General features: G+C 72.1%; 21 protein-coding genes. 19 read left to right on the top strand and 2 right to left on the bottom strand.

What is annotated here, in order from left to right; translation table 11 throughout:
* Window positions 1-9: 9 nt before the first annotated feature.
* The 4 genes from SPR02S_RS27660 to SPR02S_RS27645 are packed head-to-tail and all read left to right on the top strand — an operon-like array spanning window position 10 to window position 2615.
* Window positions 10-915: a DMT family protein gene (locus tag SPR02S_RS27660; protein ID WP_019060262.1), complete on the top strand. Its 906-nt coding sequence runs from the start codon at window positions 10-12 to the stop codon at window positions 913-915.
* Entirely contained in the window at window positions 912-1121 is a 210-nt protein-coding gene (locus SPR02S_RS27655) for a Trm112 family protein (RefSeq protein ID WP_019060261.1), read from the top strand. Before SPR02S_RS27660 ends, SPR02S_RS27655 begins: the two co-directional genes overlap by 4 nt.
* Before the next feature lie 32 nt (window positions 1122-1153).
* Window positions 1154-2137, top strand: a complete 984-nt coding sequence (locus SPR02S_RS27650; RefSeq protein ID WP_019060260.1) for an FkbM family methyltransferase — start codon at window positions 1154-1156, stop codon at window positions 2135-2137.
* Complete coding sequence (locus SPR02S_RS27645; RefSeq protein WP_078623014.1) at window positions 2025-2615, top strand: hypothetical protein; 591 nt, start codon at window positions 2025-2027, stop codon at window positions 2613-2615. The genes SPR02S_RS27650 and SPR02S_RS27645 overlap by 113 nt, the downstream gene beginning before the upstream one ends.
* Here SPR02S_RS27645 and SPR02S_RS27640 read toward each other — a convergent pair.
* Entirely contained in the window at window positions 2605-3483 is an 879-nt protein-coding gene (locus SPR02S_RS27640) for an ATP-grasp domain-containing protein (protein ID WP_019060258.1), read from the bottom strand. The genes SPR02S_RS27645 and SPR02S_RS27640 overlap by 11 nt on opposite strands.
* Before the next feature lie 137 nt (window positions 3484-3620).
* Here SPR02S_RS27640 and SPR02S_RS27635 point away from each other — a divergent pair, with 137 nt between their 5' ends.
* The 6 genes from SPR02S_RS27635 to SPR02S_RS27610 all read left to right on the top strand — a co-directional run bounded on the left by SPR02S_RS27635 (window position 3621) and on the right by SPR02S_RS27610 (window position 11573).
* The gene (locus SPR02S_RS27635; protein WP_019060257.1) at window positions 3621-4679 is read left to right on the top strand and encodes a MerR family transcriptional regulator; all 1059 of its coding nucleotides are present in this window, start codon (window positions 3621-3623) and stop codon (window positions 4677-4679) included.
* 60 nt (window positions 4680-4739) lie between these two features.
* Window positions 4740-6194 (top strand): acyl-CoA synthetase, encoded by a 1455-nt coding sequence (locus tag SPR02S_RS27630; protein ID WP_019060256.1) that lies wholly within the window; start codon window positions 4740-4742, stop codon window positions 6192-6194.
* On the top strand, window positions 6187-7806 hold the full coding sequence (locus tag SPR02S_RS27625) for a carboxyl transferase domain-containing protein (protein ID WP_019060255.1): 1620 nt from the start codon (window positions 6187-6189) through the stop codon (window positions 7804-7806). The genes SPR02S_RS27630 and SPR02S_RS27625 overlap by 8 nt, the downstream gene beginning before the upstream one ends.
* Window positions 7807-7990: 184 nt before the next feature.
* Window positions 7991-9031: a rod shape-determining protein gene (locus SPR02S_RS27620; RefSeq protein WP_019060254.1), complete on the top strand. Its 1041-nt coding sequence runs from the start codon at window positions 7991-7993 to the stop codon at window positions 9029-9031.
* Window positions 9028-10467 carry a sensor histidine kinase gene (locus SPR02S_RS27615; protein WP_026150916.1) on the top strand — a complete coding sequence of 480 codons (1440 nt, stop codon included), beginning with the start codon at window positions 9028-9030 and terminating at the stop codon, window positions 10465-10467. Before SPR02S_RS27620 ends, SPR02S_RS27615 begins: the two co-directional genes overlap by 4 nt.
* Before the next feature lie 263 nt (window positions 10468-10730).
* The gene (locus SPR02S_RS27610; protein ID WP_019060252.1) at window positions 10731-11573 is read left to right on the top strand and encodes an NAD(P)-dependent oxidoreductase; all 843 of its coding nucleotides are present in this window, start codon (window positions 10731-10733) and stop codon (window positions 11571-11573) included.
* A gap of 1 nt (window position 11574) precedes the next feature.
* On the opposite strand, the gene SPR02S_RS27605 is transcribed toward SPR02S_RS27610, so the two are convergent.
* On the bottom strand, window positions 11575-12066 hold the full coding sequence (locus SPR02S_RS27605; RefSeq protein WP_019060251.1) for a hypothetical protein: 492 nt from the start codon (window positions 12064-12066) through the stop codon (window positions 11575-11577).
* Window positions 12067-12311: 245 nt separating this feature from the next.
* Here SPR02S_RS27605 and SPR02S_RS56495 point away from each other — a divergent pair, with 245 nt between their 5' ends.
* The 9 genes from SPR02S_RS56495 (at window position 12312) to SPR02S_RS59050 (ending at window position 21538) form a co-directional block, all read left to right on the top strand.
* Complete coding sequence (locus SPR02S_RS56495; RefSeq protein ID WP_019060250.1) at window positions 12312-13661, top strand: cytochrome P450; 1350 nt, start codon at window positions 12312-12314, stop codon at window positions 13659-13661.
* Window positions 13662-13939: 278 nt separating this feature from the next.
* Window positions 13940-15082 (top strand): acyl-CoA dehydrogenase family protein, encoded by a 1143-nt coding sequence (locus tag SPR02S_RS27595; protein WP_019060249.1) that lies wholly within the window; start codon window positions 13940-13942, stop codon window positions 15080-15082.
* 35 nt (window positions 15083-15117) lie between these two features.
* Window positions 15118-16344 (top strand): GNAT family N-acetyltransferase, encoded by a 1227-nt coding sequence (locus SPR02S_RS27590; protein ID WP_019060248.1) that lies wholly within the window; start codon window positions 15118-15120, stop codon window positions 16342-16344.
* Window positions 16332-16859 (top strand): type II toxin-antitoxin system RatA family toxin, encoded by a 528-nt coding sequence (locus tag SPR02S_RS27585; RefSeq protein WP_019060247.1) that lies wholly within the window; start codon window positions 16332-16334, stop codon window positions 16857-16859. The genes SPR02S_RS27590 and SPR02S_RS27585 overlap by 13 nt, the downstream gene beginning before the upstream one ends.
* The gene (locus SPR02S_RS27580) at window positions 16856-18100 is read left to right on the top strand and encodes an aspartate aminotransferase family protein (protein ID WP_019060246.1); all 1245 of its coding nucleotides are present in this window, start codon (window positions 16856-16858) and stop codon (window positions 18098-18100) included. Before SPR02S_RS27585 ends, SPR02S_RS27580 begins: the two co-directional genes overlap by 4 nt.
* A 44-nt stretch (window positions 18101-18144) precedes the next feature.
* Entirely contained in the window at window positions 18145-18471 is a 327-nt protein-coding gene (locus SPR02S_RS56490; RefSeq protein WP_019060245.1) for an acyl carrier protein, read from the top strand.
* Window positions 18468-19727 (top strand): beta-ketoacyl-[acyl-carrier-protein] synthase family protein, encoded by a 1260-nt coding sequence (locus tag SPR02S_RS27570; protein ID WP_019060244.1) that lies wholly within the window; start codon window positions 18468-18470, stop codon window positions 19725-19727. The genes SPR02S_RS56490 and SPR02S_RS27570 overlap by 4 nt, the downstream gene beginning before the upstream one ends.
* A 44-nt stretch (window positions 19728-19771) precedes the next feature.
* The gene (locus tag SPR02S_RS27565) at window positions 19772-20800 is read left to right on the top strand and encodes an SDR family oxidoreductase (protein WP_019060243.1); all 1029 of its coding nucleotides are present in this window, start codon (window positions 19772-19774) and stop codon (window positions 20798-20800) included.
* Between the two features lie 120 nt (window positions 20801-20920).
* On the top strand, window positions 20921-21538 hold the full coding sequence (locus tag SPR02S_RS59050) for a hypothetical protein (RefSeq protein WP_019060242.1): 618 nt from the start codon (window positions 20921-20923) through the stop codon (window positions 21536-21538).
* Window positions 21539-21691: the final 153 nt, after the last annotated feature.

Genomic DNA, 21691 nt, shown 5'->3' with positions numbered 1-21691 from the left:
TGGTGGGGGGTGGCTGCGGCCCTGTTGGCGAACGTGCTCTACAGCACCGGTTTCGTCCTGGAGAAACGCGCGCTCGCGGCCCTGCCCGAGGTGACGGTCCGTCAACCGGCAAGGCTGCTGCGGCTGGTGCTGGGCAGCCCGTTGTGGATCGGCGGGTCTCTCGCGCTCGCGTCCGGGTTCGGTGCGCAGCTCGCCGTGTACCGGACGCTGCCGATCGCCGCCGCGCAGGGCATCTTCGTGTCCGGCCTGGTGCTGCTCGTGCTGCTGTCGGCACGCATGCTCGGCGAGGAGACCAGCGGTCGCGAACGGTACGCGCTCGGGGCGATCCTGCTCGCCCTGCTGATGGTCGTACTGTCCCTCAAAGAAGGCTCGGACCACGTCAGCCGCAACGCGCCCTACCCGCTGATCCTGCTGGTCTGCGTGCCCTCGCTGGCCGCCGGCGTCTGGCTGTACCGCTCCACCGAACGCGGCGCGGGCCACCGGCACCGACGGCCCACCACGGGCGTCGAATACGGCGTGGCGGTGGGCCTGTTGTACGGGGTCAGCTCGCTCGCCATCAAGGGCGTGTCGAGCTATCTGACGACAAGTGACCTGGGAGGGGCGGTGGTTGGGCTGCTCAAGTCCCCGTACCCGTATCTCCTCCTCTTCACCGGGGCGTTCGGCCTGGTCATGTCGCAGGCGGCGCTGCAGCGTTGCCGGGCCTCGCTGATCGTGCCGGTCTGCACGACGGTGACGAGTCTGTTCACGGCGGTGCTCGGCACGCTCGCGTTCGGCGAGGCCCTGCCGCACGATCCGCTGCGCCTGGCCCTGCGCATCGGCGGCACGGCCCTGGCCGTCACCGTCCTGCTGACCATGCCGAAGCACGACAACGCGCCTCAACCCCCGGTCGAGGCCAAGGAGTTGACTCCCCCATGAACCCGGACGACCCCCTGCTGAAGATCCTGGCCTGCCCGCTCGACAAGGGCCCGCTGCACCTGCTCCCCACGGACGCCCTGTACAACCCGCGCCTGCGCCGCCGTTACCCCATCGTCGACGGCATCCCGCAGCTGCTGCCCTCGTCCGGAGAGCAAGTGACCGACGACGCCGAGCACTTGGAACTCCTCAAACGGATGGCGCCATGACTCCCCCAGACCCCGGGCATCCCCAACGCCCCATGGACCCCGCTCCTCCCACTCCCCGTACCCTCACCGCCCGCCTCGCGCCCCTCCTCCCCACCCGCCTGGTCGCCGCCACCGCCCGCGCCGTCTACCCCCGCTTCGAACCCGAACTGGCCCGCCTGACCGACCTGTTGCCGCCCGACTGCGGCACGGCGGTCGACGTCGGCGGCTGGTACGGCCCCTGGACGCACCGCCTCTGGAGACACGCGCGCGAGGTGGTGACCGTAGAACCGGTCCCGCACCTGGCCCGGCTGCTCGCCGCTGCCGCCCCCGCGCACGCCCGGGTGATCCCGGCCGCCGCCTCCGACCGCCCCGGCACCGCCCGCCTGTGGCTGCCGCCGGACGACGAGGGCGACCGAGGGGTGTCCTCGCTGGTCCGCCGGGACATCCACGCCCGCGCCGTGCACGTCCAGTGCGTCACGCTCGACGGGCTGAACCTCCGTGACGTCGGCTTCATCAAGATCGACGTCGACGGCAGCGAACTGGCCGTCCTGCACGGCGCGACCGGCCTCATCACCCGCGACCACCCCGCGCTCTTCGTCGAACTCGAATCCCGTATTCAGCCGATCGCCCCGGTGGTGAAGTACCTGTCGCTGCTCGGCTACGAGGGCTGGGTCCTCCCGGACAGGAACAGGAACAGGAACAGGAACAGGAACAGGGACTGGGTCAGGCTGGCGGCCTTTCCCCTGGAGGAGCATCAGGCCCGGACCTCGTACGCCGTCTCCCAGGGCCTGCTGCGCCGCGTCCTGCCCTTCGCGCGCGGCCCCCGCTACGTCAACTCGGTCCTGTTCCTCCCCGAAGGCCGCACCCCCGGTGTCAGCCCCGCTATCAGGCCCGATGTCAGTGCCGTGCGCGACGATGGATCGCATGCCCGAAGCGAACCGCCCCGCCCGCCCCTTCAGTCCCCTCGACTTCCAGCTGGTCCTGCTGCGCCGCATGGCAGACCACAACCCGGACCTGGTCGAGAACGCCCGTCATGAGCTGGGCGTCTCGATCGCCGACATGCGCGAGGCCAACAAGCGTTGGCAGGCGATGCTGCACTCCCCGAGAGGCCGGGCCGCCGCGTCCCGCTACCGCTCGATCCTCGGCACCCCGGAGTCGTCCGCGAAACGCCGGATCGGCGACCTGGACTGCGAGGCCTGGCAGTGGCCGGTCCCCCTCTGGCCCGACCTCCGCTTCGAGGTGCTCACCGCTCCGAACGGCGCCGTGTGGAACGAATGGCTGGTCCGCGCCCCGGGCACGGAAGGCCCCGCCCTCCACACCCTGGACGACCTGACCCCCTGGTCCTGCACGGTCGACGAGGCGGCCCGCGCCTTCGCCCCCGCCCGCCCCCTGGAGGGCACGGCCCCCACCCGCTGGGGCCTGGCCTTCACCGCCCCGGACGCGCAGGGCGTACGCCACAGGTGCGCGGCCGAGTTCACCTGGGGCCTGCTCCAGAGAACAGCGCTCAGCGACTAGCGGCAGCCGCGAGCACCGCCTCCACCACCGCGGTCAACGACGACTCCGGATGCAGATCGAGAAAGAGGTTCGGCTCGACGAGTTCCAGCTCCATCACACACGGCTCCCCGTCCGGCCCGTCGACGAGGTCCACGCGCGCGTACAGCAGCTCCGGTGCGTCCGGTACGGCGGCCAACGCCCGCTCGGCGACGGAGAGTTCGGCCTCGGTCGCGGTCCACGGCTCCAGGTCCGGGTGGGACACCTTGTCGTCGTCGTACGCCGTCCCGCGCGCCAGCACGGCCCCCTTCCGCGAGGCGTGCACGAACCGCCCGCCGAAGAACAGCAGCGCCCGCTCCCCACTGACGTCCACATGCGTGAGATACGGCTGCACCATCGCGGTGAGCCCCTCCGCATGCATGCGCTCCAGCTGTCGTACGGCAGTCTCGTGCTCGTCGGGTGTGTAGCGGGCGGCGAAGCGGGCGCCCGCGCCGGAGGTCGGCTTGACGACGTACTCGTGGTCGTCGGGCAGGTCGACCGGATCACCGGCGGCGAGATACCGGGTCGGCACGACGGGCACGCCGGCCGCCGCGAGGTCGCCGAGGTACCGCTTGTCGGTGTTCCACCGCACGACCTGCACCGGATTCGCCAGCCGCGTCACCTTCGCGGTCCGCTCGGCCCACGCCACGAACTCGACCGGCCGCCAGCTGTAGTCCCAGGTGGAACGGATGAGCACGAGATCGTAGGCGCCCCAGTCGGTCCCGGCGTCGTCCCACGGCACGGCAACGACCTCGGCCCCGGCCGCCCGCAAGGCCTCCACCAGCACCGGAAGGTCACGGTCCTTGCTGGGCTTGGGTCCGGGGTCGTAGGTGGCGAGCGCGATACGGGGCACGGGGTCTCCATCCGGGTGCGGGCTGTGGACAGATCCGCAGGTTAACCATGGCCCCCGCAACCGCGGCAACCGGATTGACCTTCCCCCTCGGTGAAGCCCCAGCATCGGTGGCGGAACCGGGAGAGACAGAGGCGCGCATGAGCGGTACGGGCGACATGCTGACGATCGGGGCCTTCTCGCGGGCGTGCAGGCTGTCGCCGAAGGCGCTGCGGCTGTACGACGAGCTGGAGTTGCTGCGGCCGGCGCGCGTGGACCCCGACAGCGGATACCGGTACTACGCGGTGGCACAGCTGGAGCGGGCGCGGCTGGTCGCGTGGCTGCGGCGGCTGGGTATGCCGCTGGCCGGGATCCGTCAGGTGTGCGCGCTCGAACCGGCCGCCGCCGCCCGCGAGATCCGTGTCTTCTGGGCGCGGGTCGAGGCGGAGACGGCGGTGCGGCGGGATCTCGCCGGGTTCCTCGTCGACCATCTCGCGGCCGGACCGGCCGTACCGGGAAAGGACACCACCATGCTGGAACTGCGTTACTCCGCCCACTCGGACCGCGGTCTGGTCCGCCCCTCCAACCAGGACACCGCGTACGCGGGTACGCGGCTGCTCGCGGTCGCCGACGGGTTCGGCCCGGCGGGCGCGCCCGCGAGCGGCGCGGCGGTGGAGGCGCTGCGCTTCCTGGACACCGAGGAGGTACCGGCGGGCAACGTGCTCAACCTCCTGGAGGAGGCGGTACGGGGCGCCACCGACGCCGTCCGTGACGTGGCCGATCCCGACGACAACGGCACGACCCTGACCGCGCTGCTGTGGACGGGCTCGAAGCTGGCACTCGTGCATATAGGGGACTCGCGCGCATATCTGCTGCGCGACGGCGGGCTGTTCCGGATCACGCACGACCACTCGGTCGTCCAGTCGCTGATCGACGAGGGCCGGCTGACCCCGGAGGAGGCCGGCTCGCACCCCCAACGCACCATGCTGCTAAAGGCGTTGGCGACCGGCGCCCCCGACCTGAAACTCCACGACTCCCGTCGCGGCGACCGCTATCTCCTGTGCTCGGACGGCCTGACCGCGGTCGTCCCGGAGTACCGGATCCGCGAACTCCTCACCGCGGGCCCGGACCCGGAGGAGGCGGTACGGTCCCTGGTCGACGCGGCGAACGAGGCCGGGGGTCCGGACAACATCAGCTGTGTGGTGGCGGACGTGGTGTAGGAACGGGGGTGTCCCCGCTGCCTGGGGACCTGTGTCCCCGACAACCAAGGAGCCCGCCGCGTGTCCACCCTCTTCCCGGCCCTGACCAACCCGGGCGAGCAGCCCGCCCTCCGGTTCGGCGACCGGCCCCTGACCTACGCGGAGCTGGGCGCGGCGGCGGACGCCCTCGCGGCCCGGTGCGCGGGCACCGGCCGGGTCGCCGTCTGGGCCACCCCCTCGCTGGAGACGGCCGTCGCCGTGGTCGCCGTGCTGCGGGCGGGAGTCGCGGCCGTCCCGCTCAACCCGAAGTCGGGCGAGAAGGAACTCGGCCACATCCTGGCGGACAGCGCCCCGACGCTGGTGCTGGCGGCTCCAGGTGACGAACTTCCGTCTCCTCTACGGCACTTGGAGCGCGTCGATGTCGAGGTGCGGGGTGTCGGGGGCGACGGTCCGGACGTCTCCCCCGGTGACGAGGATCCCGCCCTCGTCGTCTACACCTCGGGCACCACCGGCCCGCCGAAGGGTGCCGTCATCCCGCGCCGGGCGATCGCCGCGACGTTGGACGCGCTCGCCGACGCCTGGCAGTGGACCGGTGACGACGTGCTCGTGCACGGGCTGCCGTTGTTCCATGTGCACGGGCTGGTGCTGGGCATCCTGGGCCCGTTGCGGCGCGGCGGGTCGGTGCGGCACCTGGGCCGGTTCAGTACGGAGGGCGTGGCACGGGAGTTGAACGACGGCGCGACCATGATGTTCGGCGTGCCGACGATGTACCACCGCATCGCGGAGACCCTCCCCGACGACCCCGGGCTCGCCAAGTCCCTCGGCCGGGCACGCCTGTTGGTCTCCGGCTCGGCCGCGCTGCCGGTCCACGACCACGAGCGGATCACGTCCGCGACCGGACGCCGGGTCATCGAGCGCTACGGCATGACGGAGACCCTCATGAACACCAGCGTGCGGGCGGACGGTGAGCCGCGCGCCGGGACGGTGGGAGTCCCGTTGCCCGGCGTGGAGTTGCGGCTTGTCGAGGAGGACGGCACGCCGCTGTCCGGGTACGACGGCGAGAGCGTGGGCGAGATCCAGGTGCGCGGCCCGAACCTCTTCACCGAGTACCTCAACCGGCCCGACGCCACGGCCGCCGCCTTCACCGCCGACGGCTGGTTCCGCACCGGCGACATGGCCGTGCGCGACCCCGACGGCTACGTCAGGATCGTCGGCCGCAAGGCCACCGACCTGATCAAGAGCGGGGGTTACAAGATCGGCGCGGGTGAGATCGAGAACGCGCTCCTGGAACACCCCGGGGTCCGCGAGGCCGCCGTCACCGGTGAACCGGACCCCGACCTGGGCGAGCGGGTGGTGGCCTGGATCGTGCCGACGGATCCTCAATCCCCTCCGGAGCTGGTCGAGTTGGCCGATCATGTGGCTCGCCGCCTCGCCCCGCACAAGCGCCCCCGCGTCGTCCACCACCTCTCCGCGCTCCCCCGCAACGACATGGGCAAGATCCTCAAGCGCTCCCTGACCGCTGACCGAGATGCCTGAGCGCCGCCTGTCCGCCCGCGAGTTCCTCGCCCTGGTCACGGACGACACCACCTTCACCGAACTCCGGTACCCGGCACGGGAGTCCAAGCCCGACGGGCCCCTCGCCTGGCAGGGCTACGACGCCTCGCGCGCCCGTGCCGCCGACCGCACCGGCGAGTCGGAGTCGGTGGTGTGCGGCACGGCGACGGTGGAGGGCACGCGGGCGGTGCTGATCGCCTTCGAGTTCGGCTTCCTCGGCGGCTCGCTCGGCGAACGCACCGGGGACCGCCTGGAGTCGGCGTACACATACGCCCGTGAACACCGGCTGCCCGTCGTGCCGTTGGTCGCCACCGGCGGCAGCAGGATGCAGGAGGGCATGATCGCCCTCACCCAACTCCAGCGCGTGGCACGCCAGTCGGTGCTCACCAGGGAGGCCGGCCTCCCACAGATCGCGGTACTGCGCGACCCCACCACGGGCGGCGGCTGGGCCACGCTCGGCGCGGGCGCCGATGTGATCCTGGCCCTGCCCGGCGCCCAGGTCGGCTTCGCGGGCTCCCGGGTCCGGCCGCCGGACGCGGACCCGACGGCGTACACGGCCGAGGCCCAGGTGGCAGCGGGCGCGGCCGACGCGGTCGTACGACAGGAGGAGCTGAAGGAGACCCTGGGGAGGTGGCTACGGCTGCTGACCACGCCGTGGTCGGGCCAGGCACCGGTGCCTGCGGCGCTCGGCGCGAGCGGCCCGCCGGCCACGGGGCGGGACGCGCTCGGCGCGTCCGACCGGTCGGCGGCAGCAGCACGGGAGGACGCGCGGGGCGCGCTGTCAGCTCGGGGTACGGCGGCGGATCCGCCGGTGACCGCACGCGAGGCTGCGCAGGACTCGGGACCAGCTCAGCACAGTGCGGCCGACCCACCCGAGGCCGCGCACGACGCCCCCTCGGCTCCGCACACCGCGCCCGCCCCACCAGTGACCGCCCAGGAGACCGCGCACCCCGCCCAGCCGGGTCAGCTCACGCCGGTCAGCCTGCCAGCCACCGGCTGGGAAGCCGTGCAGCGCGCCCGCTCACCTCAACGTCCGCGTGCCGAGCGATACTTGGACGCCTACTTCACCTACCGGGTGGCGATCAGCGGGGATCGGTGCGGGGGCGTCGACGCGGGGATGTTGTGCGGGTTCGGGGAGCGGGCGGGGCGGACGGTCGCGTATGCCGCGCAGGCCGGGACGGCGACCCGTCCGGCCGGGTATCGCACCGCCGCCCGGCTGATCCGGCTCGCGGAGCGGCTCGGTGTCCCGGTGCTGACGTTGGTGGACACCCCGGGCGCGGCGAACGACGCCGAGGCGGAGCGGGAGGGCGCGGGCGCCGCGATCGCCGACCTGTTCGGCGCGGTGGCCGGCGCCCGTACCCCGCTCACCACACTGCTGATCGGCGAGGGCGGCTCCGGCGGCGCGTTGGCGCTGGCCGCGCCGGGCAACACCTGGGCCACGCCGGACAGTTACTTCTCGGTCATCGCCCCGGAGGCTGCCGCCGCGATCCTCAAGCGGCCACCGGAGGAGACGGAAGCGACGGCCGATCAACTCCGCGTCCGGCCACAGGACTTGGCGGAGCTGGGGGTGATCCGGACGACGTGGCCCGGGTGAGTGACGGCACCTCACCAGCTGTCCCTTACTTGTTCTTTACTTCGGGCATAACAGACAAATACCCCCATTTAGCGGCACCCCACCCGGCCCACCACAAGACGCGCCCGCTCCACCGCCCCCGCACGATGCGAAAGAGGCCCGCCGCCCGGCGACGCCCCGGTCCGCGCTCTCGGGAGACCCTGCCATGACCGTCAGTCTGGAGCAGTTGCGACGCTGCCATTTCGCCGTCGACCTGGGTGCCGCCCGTACCCGCGTCTACGTCAAGGGAGCCGGGCTCGTCGTCGACCAGCCGTCCGCCGCCGCCGTGAACACGCGGACCGGCGCGCTGATCGCCGTAGGAGAGTTCGCGGAGAAGATGACCGGCCGTACGCCCGACTACATCCGGGTCGTGCGGCCCGTGTCCGGTGGGACCGTCGTCGACATCGAGATGGCGCAGCGCATGCTGCGGCACCTGATCGGCGACAAGGTCCGCCGCGCGCTGCGCCGCAAGCCCCGGCTGCGGGCCGCCGCCTGCACGCCGCACGACGCCGATCCGCTGGCCCAGCGGGCCGCGATCGAGACGCTGGTCGGGCTCGGCGCGCGCCGCGTGGAGCTGGTGGACACGCTGATCGCCGCCGCCGTGGGCTGCGGGCTGCCCGTCGAGCGGCCCGAGGCGACCATGATCATGGTGTGCGGGGCTGCCGCGACCCAGGTCGCCGTGCTGTCCCTCGGTTCCATCGTCACCGCCGAACGGATTCCGGTGGGCGGTGAGGCCGTGGACCACGCGATCGTCCAACACCTGCGCCACGAGCACGAGTTGATGCTGCCGAGTCAGTCCGTACGGCCGCTGCAGGTCGCCCTGTCCGGCAACGGTCTCACCCCGCACGGGCCGACCACCACCGAGATCCACGGGCGGGACGTGGCGAGCGGTCTCGCCCGTTCCGTACGGGTCGACACCGCGGCCGTACGGGACGCGATCGAGACCCCGCTGACCGCCGTGCTCGACGGGATCGGCCGGGTGCTGCGCAACTGCCCGCCCGACCTGGTGGCCGACCTCGCCGACCGCGGGATCATGATGGTCGGCGGCAGCGCGCTGCTCCCCGGCTTCGACCAGATGCTGCGCGCGGCGACCGGTATGCCGGTGCACATCGCGGAGCGGCCGGACGTGTGTGCCGTACAGGGCCTGGGTTACATGCTGGAGGGCAAGATCGAGCCGCTGGTCCTGGCCCCGCTGGCGACCACCTGAGCCCCGGCCCGGCCGAGGCGGGCGACGGCGTCCCCGACCTCTCCCGCCTCCTCGAAGCCGTCCTGAGCGTCGGTTCCGAGCTCGAACTGCGCACCACGCTCCAGCACATCGTGGACGGCGCGGCCGAGCTGACCGGCGCGCGGTACGCGGCGCTCGGGACCACGGACCCCGGGCAGGACGGCCTCACCGAGATCCGCACCGGCGGTGCCGAGCCGCCGCCCACCGGGGTGCTCAGCGTGCCGATCCACGTCCACGACGAGGTGTTCGGCCACCTCCACCTCGCCGGAAAGCGGCACGACGCCCCCTTCACCGCCGAGGACGAGCAGCTCCTGCACGTGCTCGCCGCCCAGGCCGGCATCGCGATCGGCAACGCCCGCCTGTACGAGACGGCCCGGCAGCGCGAGCGCTGGATCGAGGGCGCGGCGGCCGTCACCACCGCACTGCTCACCGGCGAGGCTGCGGCCGACGCGCTGAAGACGGTCGCGGAGGGCGCCCGGGCCCTCGCCGACGCGGCGGCGGGCGTGATCCTGCAGCGCACGGCTGCGGGCGGCATGGAGATCGTCACGGCCTCGATCTACGAGGACCCGGGTGACGTCGTCGGTACGACCATCGAGCCCGGCAGCCCCGTCCTGGTCCAACTCCTGGGCGGCGAACCGGTGTTCATCGACGACTCGGCGACCGACCCGCGCATGACGACGCATGTACGGCACCGGTTCGGCCCCAGCATGATGCTCCCGCTCCAGGCGGACGGCCGCCTCATCGGCACCCTGGCTCTCCCGCGCCGCCCGGGCGACCGCCCCTACACGGCCGTAGAACGCCTGCTGGCGACGCAGTTCGCGTCCCAGGCCGCGCTCGCCCTGGTCCTGGCCGACGCGCAGCACAGCCGTGAACGCCTCGCGGTGTACGAGGACCGTGACCGTATCGCCCGCGATCTGCACGACCTGGTCGTCCAACGCCTGTTCGCCACGGGCATGTTGCTGGAGTCCACGCAGCGCAGAACCGAGGGCAAGGACCCGGCGCACGAGCTCCTCGGCCGCGCGGTGGACGAACTCCAGTCGACGATCCAGGAGGTCCGCACGGCGATCTTCGCCCTGCAACAGCCTCCGGCGGAGGCCCCAACGAGCTTGCGAGGCAGGGTACTTCGGGAGACGGTCGGCGCATCGGCCGTGCTCGGCTTCCAGCCCTCGACCCATTTCAGGGGCCCGGTGGACACCGTCGTCCCCGACCAGGTGGCGACCCACCTCGTCGCCGTCCTCCGCCGCGCCCTCGCCGCCGCGTCGGGCCGCGCCGATGTGTCCCGCCTGGAGATCACGATCGACACGACGACGCCCCTGCCGGACGGCAGGGATGCCGTACGACTGAAGGTGTACGACGACGGAGGGACCGGTGCCGGCGACGGTGGCGGCACGACGGTCCGTTGGCAATCGCCCCTGTGAGAGCGGCGCCGGAGGGGTGTCGGTAGGGCAGAAGGCAGGTGTCGGTAAGGCAGGAGGCGGGGGGTCAGTAAGGCAGGATCCGCCCCGACGGCGTCCTGCGGTCGATGGTGTCGTCGCGGGGCGTGATGGGCCGGCGACTGACGCGAACGCGGATCTGTCGGTTCATGGCGCCCTCCCGAGGCTCATATCTCCTATGCCCCTCTCCTATGCCCCACACTCGTCCTCGCGACTCCCAACAACATCAAGTCCGTACGGTGAGGCCCATGACGACCACCTTCACGCTGCTGCATCCCGGCGCCATGGGCGCGAAAGTCGGCGGCGAGGCGACCCGCACGGGCACCCGAGTGCTGTACGTCCCGACGGGCCGCGGCCCCGCCAGCCTCCAACGCGCCCGTGAGGCGGGCCTGGAGCCCGCCGAGTCCCTCGAATCCGCCCTGGCCGCCAGCGACTTCGTGCTGTCGGTCTGCCCGCCGCACGCGGCGGAGGACGTGGCGCACGAGGTCCTCGCGCACCCCTTCCGGGGCGTGTACGTCGAGGCCAACGCGATCAACCCGGACCGTACGAGGCGCATCGCGGTGGCATGCGCGGAGCGTGGCGTGCCGATGCTCGACGGCTCGATCGTCGGCGGCCCGCCGGGACCGGGCAGCGCCCCGCGCCTGTATCTGAGCGGTGACGGGGAGCAAGTCGCCCGAGTTGCGCGGGCGTTCAAGGACACGCAGGTCGTGGCCCGCCCGCTGGACGCGGAGATCGGTGCCGCGTCGGCACTGAAGATGGCGTACGCCTCGTTCCAGAAGTCGGCCCGCGTCCTGGCCGCCGTGTCGCACGCCCTCGCCGCGCACCACGGCGTGGCCGATGAACTCGCCCGCGAGGCAGGCTCGTTGACGTCCAGCATCCTCGCCCAGACCGACCAGCTCCCCAGCGTGGCCGCCCGGGCCTGGCGCTGGGCACCGGAGTTGGAGGAGATCGCGGCGACCCTGCGCACGGCGGGACTACCGCCGGAGATGGCGGAGGGGGCGGCGACGGTGCTGGGCCAGTGGGCAGGGGACAAGGACAGGTTCGACCTGCCGTTGGAGGAGGTACTGGCTCACCTCCGTACGGAGGGGTGACTCAGGACCCCGTGGTGGGCGCGATCGAGCGCAGCTCCTGCACGGTCCCGCCGAGCCGGGAACGGAACCCCTCCAACAGCTCCGGCGTCGCGCTGACCACCCAGCGGGTGCCGACGAGGTACTTGCCGCCGTACATGGCGGCACTGTCGAGCCAGGTCACCTTGAACCGCTCCTCGGGAAACGTGGTGATCCGGTACTCCCCCTGCTTCGTACGGCACAACCCCTCGCGCAGCTCCTCCGCCTCGACCCGGATATCGGCGGTGCAACCGGTCAGCCCGGCGATCACCTCGACCTTCGCGGGAGCCACAACTCCGGCTTCTGGAGCGGCGGTTACGGCGGCCGTGGCCGACTTGCGTTTCTCCTCCGCGCTGTCCTCGCCCCCGCCGCAGGCCACGGCCAGCGGGAGCAGGGCGAGGGCGGCACCTCGGCGCAGGCGGGAGGCGAAAGTGTGTCCTCGGGTGGGCCGACGGGTCTGGTGAGTCTGGTGGGTCATGTCAGGGGGTACGGGGGTGCCGCTGCGGCCGTTCAAAGCCGCGGACGCGCATACCCGTAGTGCGCTGGCGCCTTGTTCTCCGGCCGTGCGCCCCTTCGTACCTCGTGCTCCTTTCCGCCCGCTTCCTTGATTTCCCCGCTGTCGTCCGGGGCGTTCCGGGGAAATGCGTCGGGCGCGGTTTGTCGGCCGACAGATAGTGGCCCGTAGCTGCCGGTCAAAACAGTTCCGGCTGCGGGAAGGAATTCATGACGCATCGGACGACGGACCCCGCCACGGATACGGATACGGATACGGACACCACAACCGCCACCGCGGTCCTCGAAGGGCTGCTCACCCAGGAAGGCTCGGCCGACCCTTTTCCGCTGTTCGAGCGGGCCCGGACGCTCGGGCCCGTGCTGCCGACCGGGGACGGGGTCCTACTGGTGACCGGCTACGAGGAAGCGGAACGGCTGACGCGCGACCGCGCCTTCGGGATCCGGCGTACGGAGGCGGGCCAGGCGACCGGCCCCGGCGGCACCGAACATCTCGCGCAGCGGATCATCAGCGCCTCCCTCCTGGAGACCGACCCGCCCCGGCACACCCGTCTCCGGTCCCTGGTCTCGTCGTTCTTCGCGGCCCGCAGGATTCCCGCGCTCGAACCACTGATCGCGGCGGCGGTGGACGACCTGCTGGATGAGATGGCGGGCCAAGCGGGCCATGCCGGCACTCCCGACTCCGGCACCCTTGGCCCCGGCACTCCCGACTCCAGCATCCTCGGCCCCGGCACCCTCGACTTCATGGAGGTCTTCGCCTCCCGGCTGCCGATGAGTGTGATCTGCGAGCTGATGGGCGTACCGAAAGAGGACCGGCACAGGTTCCGCGCTCTCTCGTCCGCGCTCACCGTCACGCTGGAGATCGCCCAGCCTCCCGAGGCGGTCCTGGCGGCCGATGCCGCAGCGGCCGAACTCGTCGATTATTTCTCGGACTTGACCGCCCGGCGCCGCGCGGATCCACAGGACGATCTCGTGAGCGCGCTGGCCACGGCGGCGGAGGGAGCGGCGGGAGCGGAAGGAGCGGACGCTCGGCTCAGCGAAGACGAGATGCTGTCCATGTTCGTCCTGCTGCTCGTGTCCGGGTTCGAGACCACCGCCAGTCTGCTCGGCAACGCCCTCGCGCTCTCCTTCCAACACCCCCTGGCGGCGGCCGGGTTGCGTGACGGCACGACTCCCCTCCTCGGATTCCTCGATGAGGTGCTGCGGCTGGAAGCCCCCGTCCAGTACGCGGCCCGCGTACCGCTCACCGAAGGGCTCGATGTCGGAGGGGTGCCCGCGCCTCTCGGCACGGTCGCGCTGGTGTTCCTCGGTGCCGCCAACCGCGACCCGAGGCAGTACGACCGTCCGGCGGAGTTCGACCCCCTGCGCACCGGCCCGCAGCCGCTGGCCTTCGGCGGTGGCGCCCACTTCTGTCTGGGCGCCCCGCTCGCCAGGCTGGAGGCGAGCATCGCGCTGCCCGCGCTGCTGAAGCGCTTCCCCCGGCTGCGTCCGGCCGGTGAGCCCGCCAGGCGGTACGGACTCATGCTGCGCGGCTACGAGAAACTGCCCGTCGCGCTCGGCTGACATTCGTACCGATGTTCCCCACTTCCTTCGTTACGGGTAAGCATTGCCGCCCAAATCACACCTAAGCCGACAGAACACCCAGAGCGCGTTTGGCGGATAGTTAAGCTGCAATGCGCCAATAGGCCACATAACGCTTCATTTCTTTCTCCTCTTTCTTGACGCGATTCGCGGACCGTCAGGCGGTCCTCACCCCTTTCGCATTCCTTGTTGAGCCGCGCCCACCCGCGTGTACAGGCCACCCACCCCACCGGCCCCCGCCGGACGAGAGGCACCACCCCGTGAAGTTCCTGCACCATGAACGCGCCACCGTAGAAGCCCTGTTGCCGGGGCTGGACGCGGCGCTCGCCCGGCATCCGCTGGCCGCGCTGGAGAGCGCGCCGAGTCCCGCCATCGCCGAGTTCCGCGCGGCGGGCGGTCCCGCGCTGCTGGTGCCCACCGAGAACGCGGGCATCGGCGCCGGACCCCTCCAGGCCGTACGGGTGCAGCGTGCCGTCGGCTCCCGCTGTCCCTCGCTCGCGGTGGCGACCACCATGCACCACTTCTCGATCGCCGGGCTCGTGCAGGCCGCCGCGTACGGCAACGGCAATAGCAGCGGCGCGGAAGGGCTGCTGCTCGAAGCCATCGCCAAGGAGGGGCTGTTGCTCGCCTCCGGGTTCGCCGAGGGCAACACCGGACAGAACATCCTGGGTCCGCACATCACCGCCCGCCGTACGGACAGCGGGAGCATCGTGCTGAACGGCAGCAAGATGCCGTGCAGTCTGTCCCGTTCGATGGATCTGCTGACCGCGTCCGTGATGATGAAGGACGACGACGGGGTCGACCGGCTCGCCGTCGCCCTGATCCCGGCCGGATCACCGGGACTTGAGGTGCGCCCCTTCTGGAAGTCCCCGGTCCTCGCGGGCGCCGAGAGCGACCAGGTCGTGCTCACCGACGTCGAACTCGACCCCGCGATGGTGGTGTTCACCCAGGTCACCGCCGACGCCGTCCCCGACGAGCTGAACATCGCGGGCTTCCTGTGGTTCGAACTGCTGCTGACCGCCGGGTACATCGGGATCGCCAGCGCCCTCGTCGAGCGGGTCCTCGACAAGCCGGGCGGCCCGCAGGACCCGACGCCCTTCCTGATCGACATCGAGGCCGCGATGCTGGGCGTCGAGTCGGTCGCCCGGGCCATGGACACGGAGGCGTGGAGCGACGCGCTGCTCGTCGACGCCCTGGCCGCCCGGTACGCGGCGCAGGACGCCATCGCCCGGACCACCACGGCCTGCCAGGCGGCACTCGGCGGCATGGCGTTCATCACCGCGCCCGACAGCACGTACCTCGCCTCCGCCGCCACCGGGCTCACCTTCCACCCGCCGTCCCGGGCCCGCATGGGCGCCCCTCTGCGGGAGTTCCTGAACGGCGCTCCCTTGCGGATCGGCTGAGCGCGGTGCTGACGACGAACAGGAGCGGGCTGCCCATGGAGCCCGCCGCCGACGACGACGCCGCCTGCCGTGTCGAGGTACTGCGCTCCATCGACTTCCTGCCGGAGTCGGTCTGGCACCAACTCGCCCCGCCGGACGACCCGATGTGGTCCCGCGCCGTCTTCGCGGCCATGGAGGACGGCGCCATCGGCCCGGACAGCTATGCCTACTTGGTGGTCCGCAGAGGCCCGCGCACCGAGGCCGTACTGCCCCTGGCGCTCTTCCGGAACCTGCGCCTCGACGACATCGTCGGCCCGCACGAACGCCAATTCCTGTCTCCCGTGCGGAAGTTGGCTCCCCGCCTGCTGCGGGTGCCGATGCTCTTCTGCGGGAACTTCCTCGGCCAAGGGCACGTCCTCACCTCCCGACCGCTCACCGACGAGGTCAGCCGGTTGCTGGTCGACGGTGTACTCCGATTCGCGCGGACCGAGCGCCTCGGCACCGTCGTCTTCAAGGACTTCGCCCCCGCCGACCTCAACCCGCTGCGCACCGCCCTCAGTTCGGCGGGCTTCTTTCCCGCGCAGAGCATGCCCGACACCGAACTCCCCTTGTCCGCAGCCTCGTTCGACGAGTACGTCGAGCAACTCCCCGCCAAACCACGGCGCAACGCGCGCAGCAACCTCCGTAAGTTCGCCGCCCGTCCGGGGCTGCGGATGGAGACCGTCGAGGACTTCCGCCCGCTCGTACCGCAGATGCTCGGCCTCTACCGGCAGGTCATGGACCGGGCGGACCAGCGGCTCGACGTCCTCGACGCCGGTTTCCTGACCGCCCTCGCGGCCTCCCCCGGGCCGGACCGGCGGCTGGTGGCCTGCTTCGACGGCGAGCACGGGGACCGGCTCGTCGCCTTCCTGCTCTGCCTGTTCAGCGGCTCCGGCGTCACCGGCGCGCGCATCGGCCTCGACTACGCGCTGGCGCACGAGGCCCGCCTCTACCACAACGTGCACTACGCGGCGATCCGCCTCGCGCTCGACGCGGGCAGCCACCACATCCGCTTCGCGCAGACCGCGTACACCCCCAAGGTCGAGCTCGGCTGCCGGCTGCTCCCGCAGTCGTACGCGATCACCCATCTACGTCCGCTGCCGCGCGCGGTGTTGCGCCGGCTGCTGCCCGCGGCCCTCGCGGCGGCACGGACCCAGGCGCTCGGCCCGCATCTGCCCGCGCGGGCCACGCGTTCCCCGAGCCGCCCCGACCAGAAAGGCGCCCCCTCCGCATGCCCCGAGTAGAGGTCGAACTCCCCATCGCCGTACCGCCGGAGACCGCGTGGGCCGCCGTCGTGGACGTGGAGGCCTTCCCCGCGTGCATGGACAGCGTGGACTCCGTCACGATCACCCGGCGGACCGACGACCGACACCGGACGAGCGCCTGGGCGGTGCGGCTGAAGGGTTCCGTGCTCCAGTGGACCGAGGACGAGGTCCTCGACCCGGTCGCCCGACGCTTCGACTTCCGCCAAGTCACCGGCGATCTCGGTGAGTTCGAGGGCCACTGGGCCGTACGGCCGGCGCCTGGCGGGCACAGCACGGTCTCCCTCGATGTCACCTTCGACATCGGCATCCCGCTCCTGGCCGACCTGCTCAACCCGGTCGCGGCGGACGCCCTGCGGGAGAACGCCGCCCAGATGCTGTCGGCGCTGGAACGCCAACTGCTGGCCAATGATGCCCAGTTGAGCACCCCGGTGAGCGACCCGGCGAGTGTCCTGCCGCCCACCCGTGCAGCCGAAGAGGAACCCGACCTCGTATGACCACGACCATCGGAGCCCCCTCCGACACCTTCGATCTGATCCGGCGTCACCTCTCCCCCGGGCTCGCCCTGACCGGTTCGTTCGCAGGCCGGGGCGCGACCGAGGTGTCCGGCGAGGGCTGCCGGGTGACGCTGTCCGACGGGCGTACGGCACTCGACTTCGGTTCGTACGCCGTCACGCTGCTCGGCCACCGGCACCCGGACGTGCTCGCCGCCGTACGCGCGCAGCTCGACACGATGCCCACCTCGACCCGCAGCCTCGCCAACCCGACGGCCGCCCGCGCCGCCGCGCAGCTCGCGGAGTACTTCCAACAGGCCCTGCCCAAGGTGTACTTCGGGCTGAACGGCGCCGACGCCGTCGAGGTCGCCGGCAAACTCGCGCGCCTCGCCACCGGACGCGGCCGGGTCGTGGCGGTGGAGGGCGGCTTCCACGGCAAGTCGCTCGGCGCACTGGCGCTCACCCACAGCCCACTGTTCCGGCGGGGTCTGCTGGGCACGTCCGTCGACGTCGTCCACGTCGCGCCCGACGACCCCGGCGCGGTCCTGCGGGAGGTCCGGGGCGGGGAGGTCGCCGCGGTCGTCTTCGAACCCGTCCAGGGTGAGAACGGCGCGGCCGTACTGTCCGTCGACGTCCTGCGCCAGTGGTGCGCCGACGCCGCGCGGTACGGCACGTTCACCATCGCCGACGAGATCCAGTGCGGGCTGCGCCGGTGCGGGGAGCGTTCCGTCGCGCTCGCGGCCGGGCTGCCCGTCGACGCCGTCCTGGTCGGCAAGCCGCTGGGCGGAGGGGTCGTACCGCTGTCGGCGCTGGTCTGCTCCGAGGAGTTGTACGCCCCGCTGAGCGCCGATCCCTTCCTCCACTCGGCGACCTTCGGGGGCCATCCGCTCAGCTGCGCTGCGCTGCCCGCCGCGCTCACGGCGATCGAGGGAGCGGCCGAACACGGCGCACGACTCGCCGCCGTACTGGACCGCGCCCTGGCCGAACTCGCGGGCAGGCACGGTGAGTTGATCGCCGGGATCCGCGGCAGGGGGCTGCTGCGCGGTATCGACTTCACCTCACCCGGGGTGGCCGGCTCGGTGGTGGTCGAACTCGCCGGTGCGGGACTGCTGGTGTCGCCGTGCCTGGGCCGCCCGGGCACCGTACGGCTGCTGCCGCCGCTGGTCAGCACCGAGGCGGACATCGCGGAGGCGGCCGACATCCTCGACACGGCGATCGGCGTGGCGGGGCAGCGCGCCGAGTGACCGGCCGTATCGCCACCCCCACACCGCACAGGAAAGAGACACCCATGGACCTGAGCACACCGCTGGACCTGAGCACACCGCTGGACCCGGGCGGCACGGAGACCGCCACCGAACCGGCCCTCAGCCGGGCGGAGTTGTCCCTCACCGTCAGGACCGCCGTGTCGGACGTCCTCGGTACCGAGGTGGGCGACATCGACGAGGCGACCGACCTCGGCAACGACTTCGGCATCGACAGCCTGGAGTTGATGGATGTCGGCAGCCGCCTGGAGAACGCCTTACGGGTCAAGATCCCGGTCTCCGATCTCCTGGAGGCCAGGACCGTCGGCGACGCCGTCGACCTGCTGGCGCGGCGCATGGGGAGGGCCGCATGAAGGGCGCTTCTCCTTCCGGGCGGGTCCGGGTCGTCGTCACCGGCCTCGGGGTCAAGTCGCCCGCGGGCAACGACGTCGAGGCGGCTTACGCGCGGCTGCTCGCCGCCGAGTCGACAGCTGTCGTAGCGAAGCACCTGGTGGAGGCGGAGCGCGACCTCGCCGTCGAAATGGCGTGTCTGGTACCGGAGTTCGAGGTCGAGCCGTACATCACGCGGCGGGAGCGGCGGCAACTCGACCGGGCGGCCGAGCTGTTGCTCTGTGCCGCCGTGGACGCGGTGTCCGACGCGGGCGAGTTGGCCCTCGTCGACCTGCCGTCCTCGCGGGTGGGTGTGCAGGTCGGTACGGGGATGGGTGGCCTGGGGACGATGGAGGGCACCACGTTCGACTACGGGGCGCACCCGATGACGATGCCGGTGCACACCGTCCCCAGGACCATGGCGAACTCGCCGGCCTGCCGGGTGGCGATGCGCTACGGCTTCCGCGGCAACTGCGCCACCTACGCCACCGCCTGCGCGAGCGGCACCACCGCGATCGGTGAGGCCGCCCGCCGGATCCGGTACGGCGAGTTGGACGCGGCGGTGGCGGGCGGTGTCGACGCGCCCGTCACGACCACCATCGTGGGCGCCTTCGCCAAGATGCGGGCCCTGTCCCGGCGTTGCGACGAACCGGACCGGGCCAGCCGCCCCTTCGACACCGACCGCGACGGCTTCGTGATGGGCGAGGGAGCCGCCGTACTCGTCCTGGAGCGGCGGGACTTGGCCCTCGCCAGGGGAGCCAGGATCTACGGCGAGATCACCGGCTACGCGGCCAACTGCGACGCCTTTCACATCGCCGCGCCGGATCCCGAGGCGGTGACGGCTGCCGAGTGCATGCGGCTGGCCGTCGCGGACGCCGGGCTCTCGCCGGGCGACATCGGGCACATCAGCGCGCACGGTACGTCGACGGTGCTCAACGACAGGGCGGAGGCGACCGCGGTCCACCGGTGCTTCGCGGGACAGTCACCGCCGCTGACCGCCGTGAAGGGCGTGAGTGGTCATCTCATCGGCGGATCAGGCGCGTTGGAGGCGTTGCTGGGTCTGCTGTGCGCCGACCGGGGTGTGGTCCCGGCGGTCGCGAACACGCTCGGCAGTCCGGAGGCGGACCTGGTGGACGTGGTGATCGGCAGCCGCCGCACGATCGCGCGCGGGCCGGTGCTGTCCAACTCCTTCGGTTTCGGCGGGCAGAACGCGTGCCTGGTCCTGACCCCACCGGCGTGACCCGCCACCACCGGACACCCTCTCCTCACGGAACGGCCAACACCATGCGAACCCTTGTCACCGGCGCGACCGGTGTGGTGGGCACCGAAGTCGTCGACCGGCTGCGCGCGGATCCCTCCGGTCCCGGACCGCTCACCGGGGTGGCCAGGCGGGCGCCGGACGCCGAGGTGACGACCTGGAACATCGGCAACGAGCCGCCACCCCAGGAACTGTCGGGGCACTGGGACGTGATCGTGCACACCGCCGCCTCCACCCGCTGGACGATGAGCAGGGCGGAGGCGCGGGCGGCCAACGTGGACCCGCTGCGGGCGGTGCTCGCGCTGGCCGACCGGGACACCCATGTCGTCCACGTCTCGACGGCGTACGTGGGCGGGGTGCGGGCCCCGGAGGATCTGCGGGGCGCGGAGTTCGAGGGATACCGCAACGGCTACGAGTGGTCGAAGGCCGCCTGCGAGTCCGTGGTGCGCGAGGAGCACGGCGGGCCGCTGACGATCGTGCGGCCACCGCTGATCGTGGGCCGGCGCGACGACGGGCGGATCGCCCGTTTCTCCGGGCCGTACACGATCATCCACGCCCTGGTCTCCGGCCTCGCCGCCGTCGTCGTCGGCGACCCGGACGGCTACGCGGAGATCAGCCCGGTCGACGAGGTGGCGGAGGCCGTCGCCTCGGCGGTGCTCGCCGCTCCCCCGGCCGCTCCGCGCGTCGAGGTGATCGCGGGCGGCGGCGGCAGTCTGCGCCTCTCCGCGATGATCGGCATCGCCTGCCGGACCCTCAACGAGTTCCGCGCGCACCACGGCGTCGCTCCCATCGAGCAGCCGCCGTTCGTCCCGCCCGCCACCTGGAACCGCTTCTTCCTGCCCCTCGCGGACCAGTACCTGTCGCCGTTCCAGCATCACGCGGTCCAGCTGCTGGCCATGTTCCAGAGCTACACCAGCATGTCCTCCCCCTTCGAACCGACGCGGACGGTCCACGACCCGGGGACGGTCATGGAGACGGCGGTACGGCACTGGGCCGCGCGCAAGCCCCGGCTGGCACTGGCCCGGCCGAATCCGTGGACCCTGCTCGCGACGTAAGGGGGGCCGAGCGCAGGCACGGCGCCCGCGTTGTCCGGCTCGGCGCTCGGGAGGGGTCCCGGGCGCCCGGCGATAGACATCGGTCCGGCCGCCCGATCCGCAGACCCTGGAGCCCTCCCCATGAACGATCCCGCCGCCCCTCTCCTGCCTCCGCGACAGCACTGGCCGACCGCGGTCGTGCTCGTCGCCGGGCTGCTCCTGGCGGGGTGCGGCTCCGCGACGCCGGAGCGCGGTGGGTCCACCGCCACAGCGGAGCACGGTGGATCCGCCGCCACATCGGCGCACGGTGGATCCGCCGCTTCTCGGCCCGCCGCAACGGCCACCGGCAAAGCGCCCGCCACTCCCACCACGCCCGCCGCCTCCGCTCCGCCCCCGCCCGCGCCGACCGCCTCCGACGGCAGGCGGTACGCGGCATGCGCGGACGGCACCTGCGAGGTGGCCGTGTCCCGGCCGGTCGACATCGCCGTGAACGGGGGCACGTTCTCCGTGACCAAGGTGAAGCCGGGGGACAGCGTCGACTTCGAGGTGACCCTCGCCGGCGGTGGCGGGGGCTCCGGCACGATGAAGGGCACCTGCGGCACCATCGTTCGCTTCTACCCGGGCTCCACCTCGTTGATCACCTGCGGCAACGCCGACAGCACCCCGGCTCCGCCCTCGCCCGCACCGGGCGCCCTGTCTCTGCAACTGGCGGGGTGGGACTCCGACGACGCCGCGGTGCTGCGGCTGGTGTCGGGCTGAGCGGGTGGCCGGAGCATGTTCCAGGAGGAAGCGGATCCCTGCGCTCGCACCCTCGGCGGCCGGGCGCGACCGCTCTCATCACGGTGACGGCGGAGAGGTACGACCGTGCGACAACCGTTGCAGCCGGATGATCCGGAGCGGGTGGGCGAGTAC

The sequence above is a fragment of the Streptomyces prunicolor NBRC 13075 genome, assembly GCF_000367365.1.
Lineage (GTDB): Bacteria > Actinomycetota > Actinomycetes > Streptomycetales > Streptomycetaceae > Streptomyces > Streptomyces prunicolor.
The sequence above is the reverse complement of the archived record's forward strand: the minus strand, read 5'-3'. Positions and strand labels throughout refer to the sequence as shown.

What these genes read in the sequence shown, in the direction of transcription:
- SPR02S_RS27655 (WP_019060261.1), top strand. Translation starts at nt 912, where the DNA reads ATGAACCCGGACGACCCCCTGCTGAAGATCCTGGCCTGCCCGCTCGAC.
- SPR02S_RS27650 (WP_019060260.1), top strand. Translation starts at nt 1,154, where the DNA reads ATGGACCCCGCTCCTCCCACTCCCCGTACCCTCACCGCCCGCCTCGCG.
- SPR02S_RS27645 (WP_078623014.1), top strand. Translation starts at nt 2,025, where the DNA reads ATGCCCGAAGCGAACCGCCCCGCCCGCCCCTTCAGTCCCCTCGACTTC.
- SPR02S_RS27635 (WP_019060257.1), top strand. Translation starts at nt 3,621, where the DNA reads ATGAGCGGTACGGGCGACATGCTGACGATCGGGGCCTTCTCGCGGGCG.
- SPR02S_RS27625 (WP_019060255.1), top strand. Translation starts at nt 6,187, where the DNA reads ATGCCTGAGCGCCGCCTGTCCGCCCGCGAGTTCCTCGCCCTGGTCACG.
- SPR02S_RS27620 (WP_019060254.1), top strand. Translation starts at nt 7,991, where the DNA reads ATGACCGTCAGTCTGGAGCAGTTGCGACGCTGCCATTTCGCCGTCGAC.
- SPR02S_RS27610 (WP_019060252.1), top strand. Translation starts at nt 10,731, where the DNA reads ATGACGACCACCTTCACGCTGCTGCATCCCGGCGCCATGGGCGCGAAA.
- SPR02S_RS27605 (WP_019060251.1), bottom strand. Translation starts at nt 12,066, where the DNA reads ATGACCCACCAGACTCACCAGACCCGTCGGCCCACCCGAGGACACACT.
- SPR02S_RS56495 (WP_019060250.1), top strand. Translation starts at nt 12,312, where the DNA reads ATGACGCATCGGACGACGGACCCCGCCACGGATACGGATACGGATACG.
- SPR02S_RS27590 (WP_019060248.1), top strand. Translation starts at nt 15,118, where the DNA reads ATGGAGCCCGCCGCCGACGACGACGCCGCCTGCCGTGTCGAGGTACTG.
- SPR02S_RS27585 (WP_019060247.1), top strand. Translation starts at nt 16,332, where the DNA reads ATGCCCCGAGTAGAGGTCGAACTCCCCATCGCCGTACCGCCGGAGACC.
- SPR02S_RS27580 (WP_019060246.1), top strand. Translation starts at nt 16,856, where the DNA reads ATGACCACGACCATCGGAGCCCCCTCCGACACCTTCGATCTGATCCGG.
- SPR02S_RS56490 (WP_019060245.1), top strand. Translation starts at nt 18,145, where the DNA reads ATGGACCTGAGCACACCGCTGGACCTGAGCACACCGCTGGACCCGGGC.
- SPR02S_RS27570 (WP_019060244.1), top strand. Translation starts at nt 18,468, where the DNA reads ATGAAGGGCGCTTCTCCTTCCGGGCGGGTCCGGGTCGTCGTCACCGGC.
- SPR02S_RS27565 (WP_019060243.1), top strand. Translation starts at nt 19,772, where the DNA reads ATGCGAACCCTTGTCACCGGCGCGACCGGTGTGGTGGGCACCGAAGTC.
- SPR02S_RS59050 (WP_019060242.1), top strand. Translation starts at nt 20,921, where the DNA reads ATGAACGATCCCGCCGCCCCTCTCCTGCCTCCGCGACAGCACTGGCCG.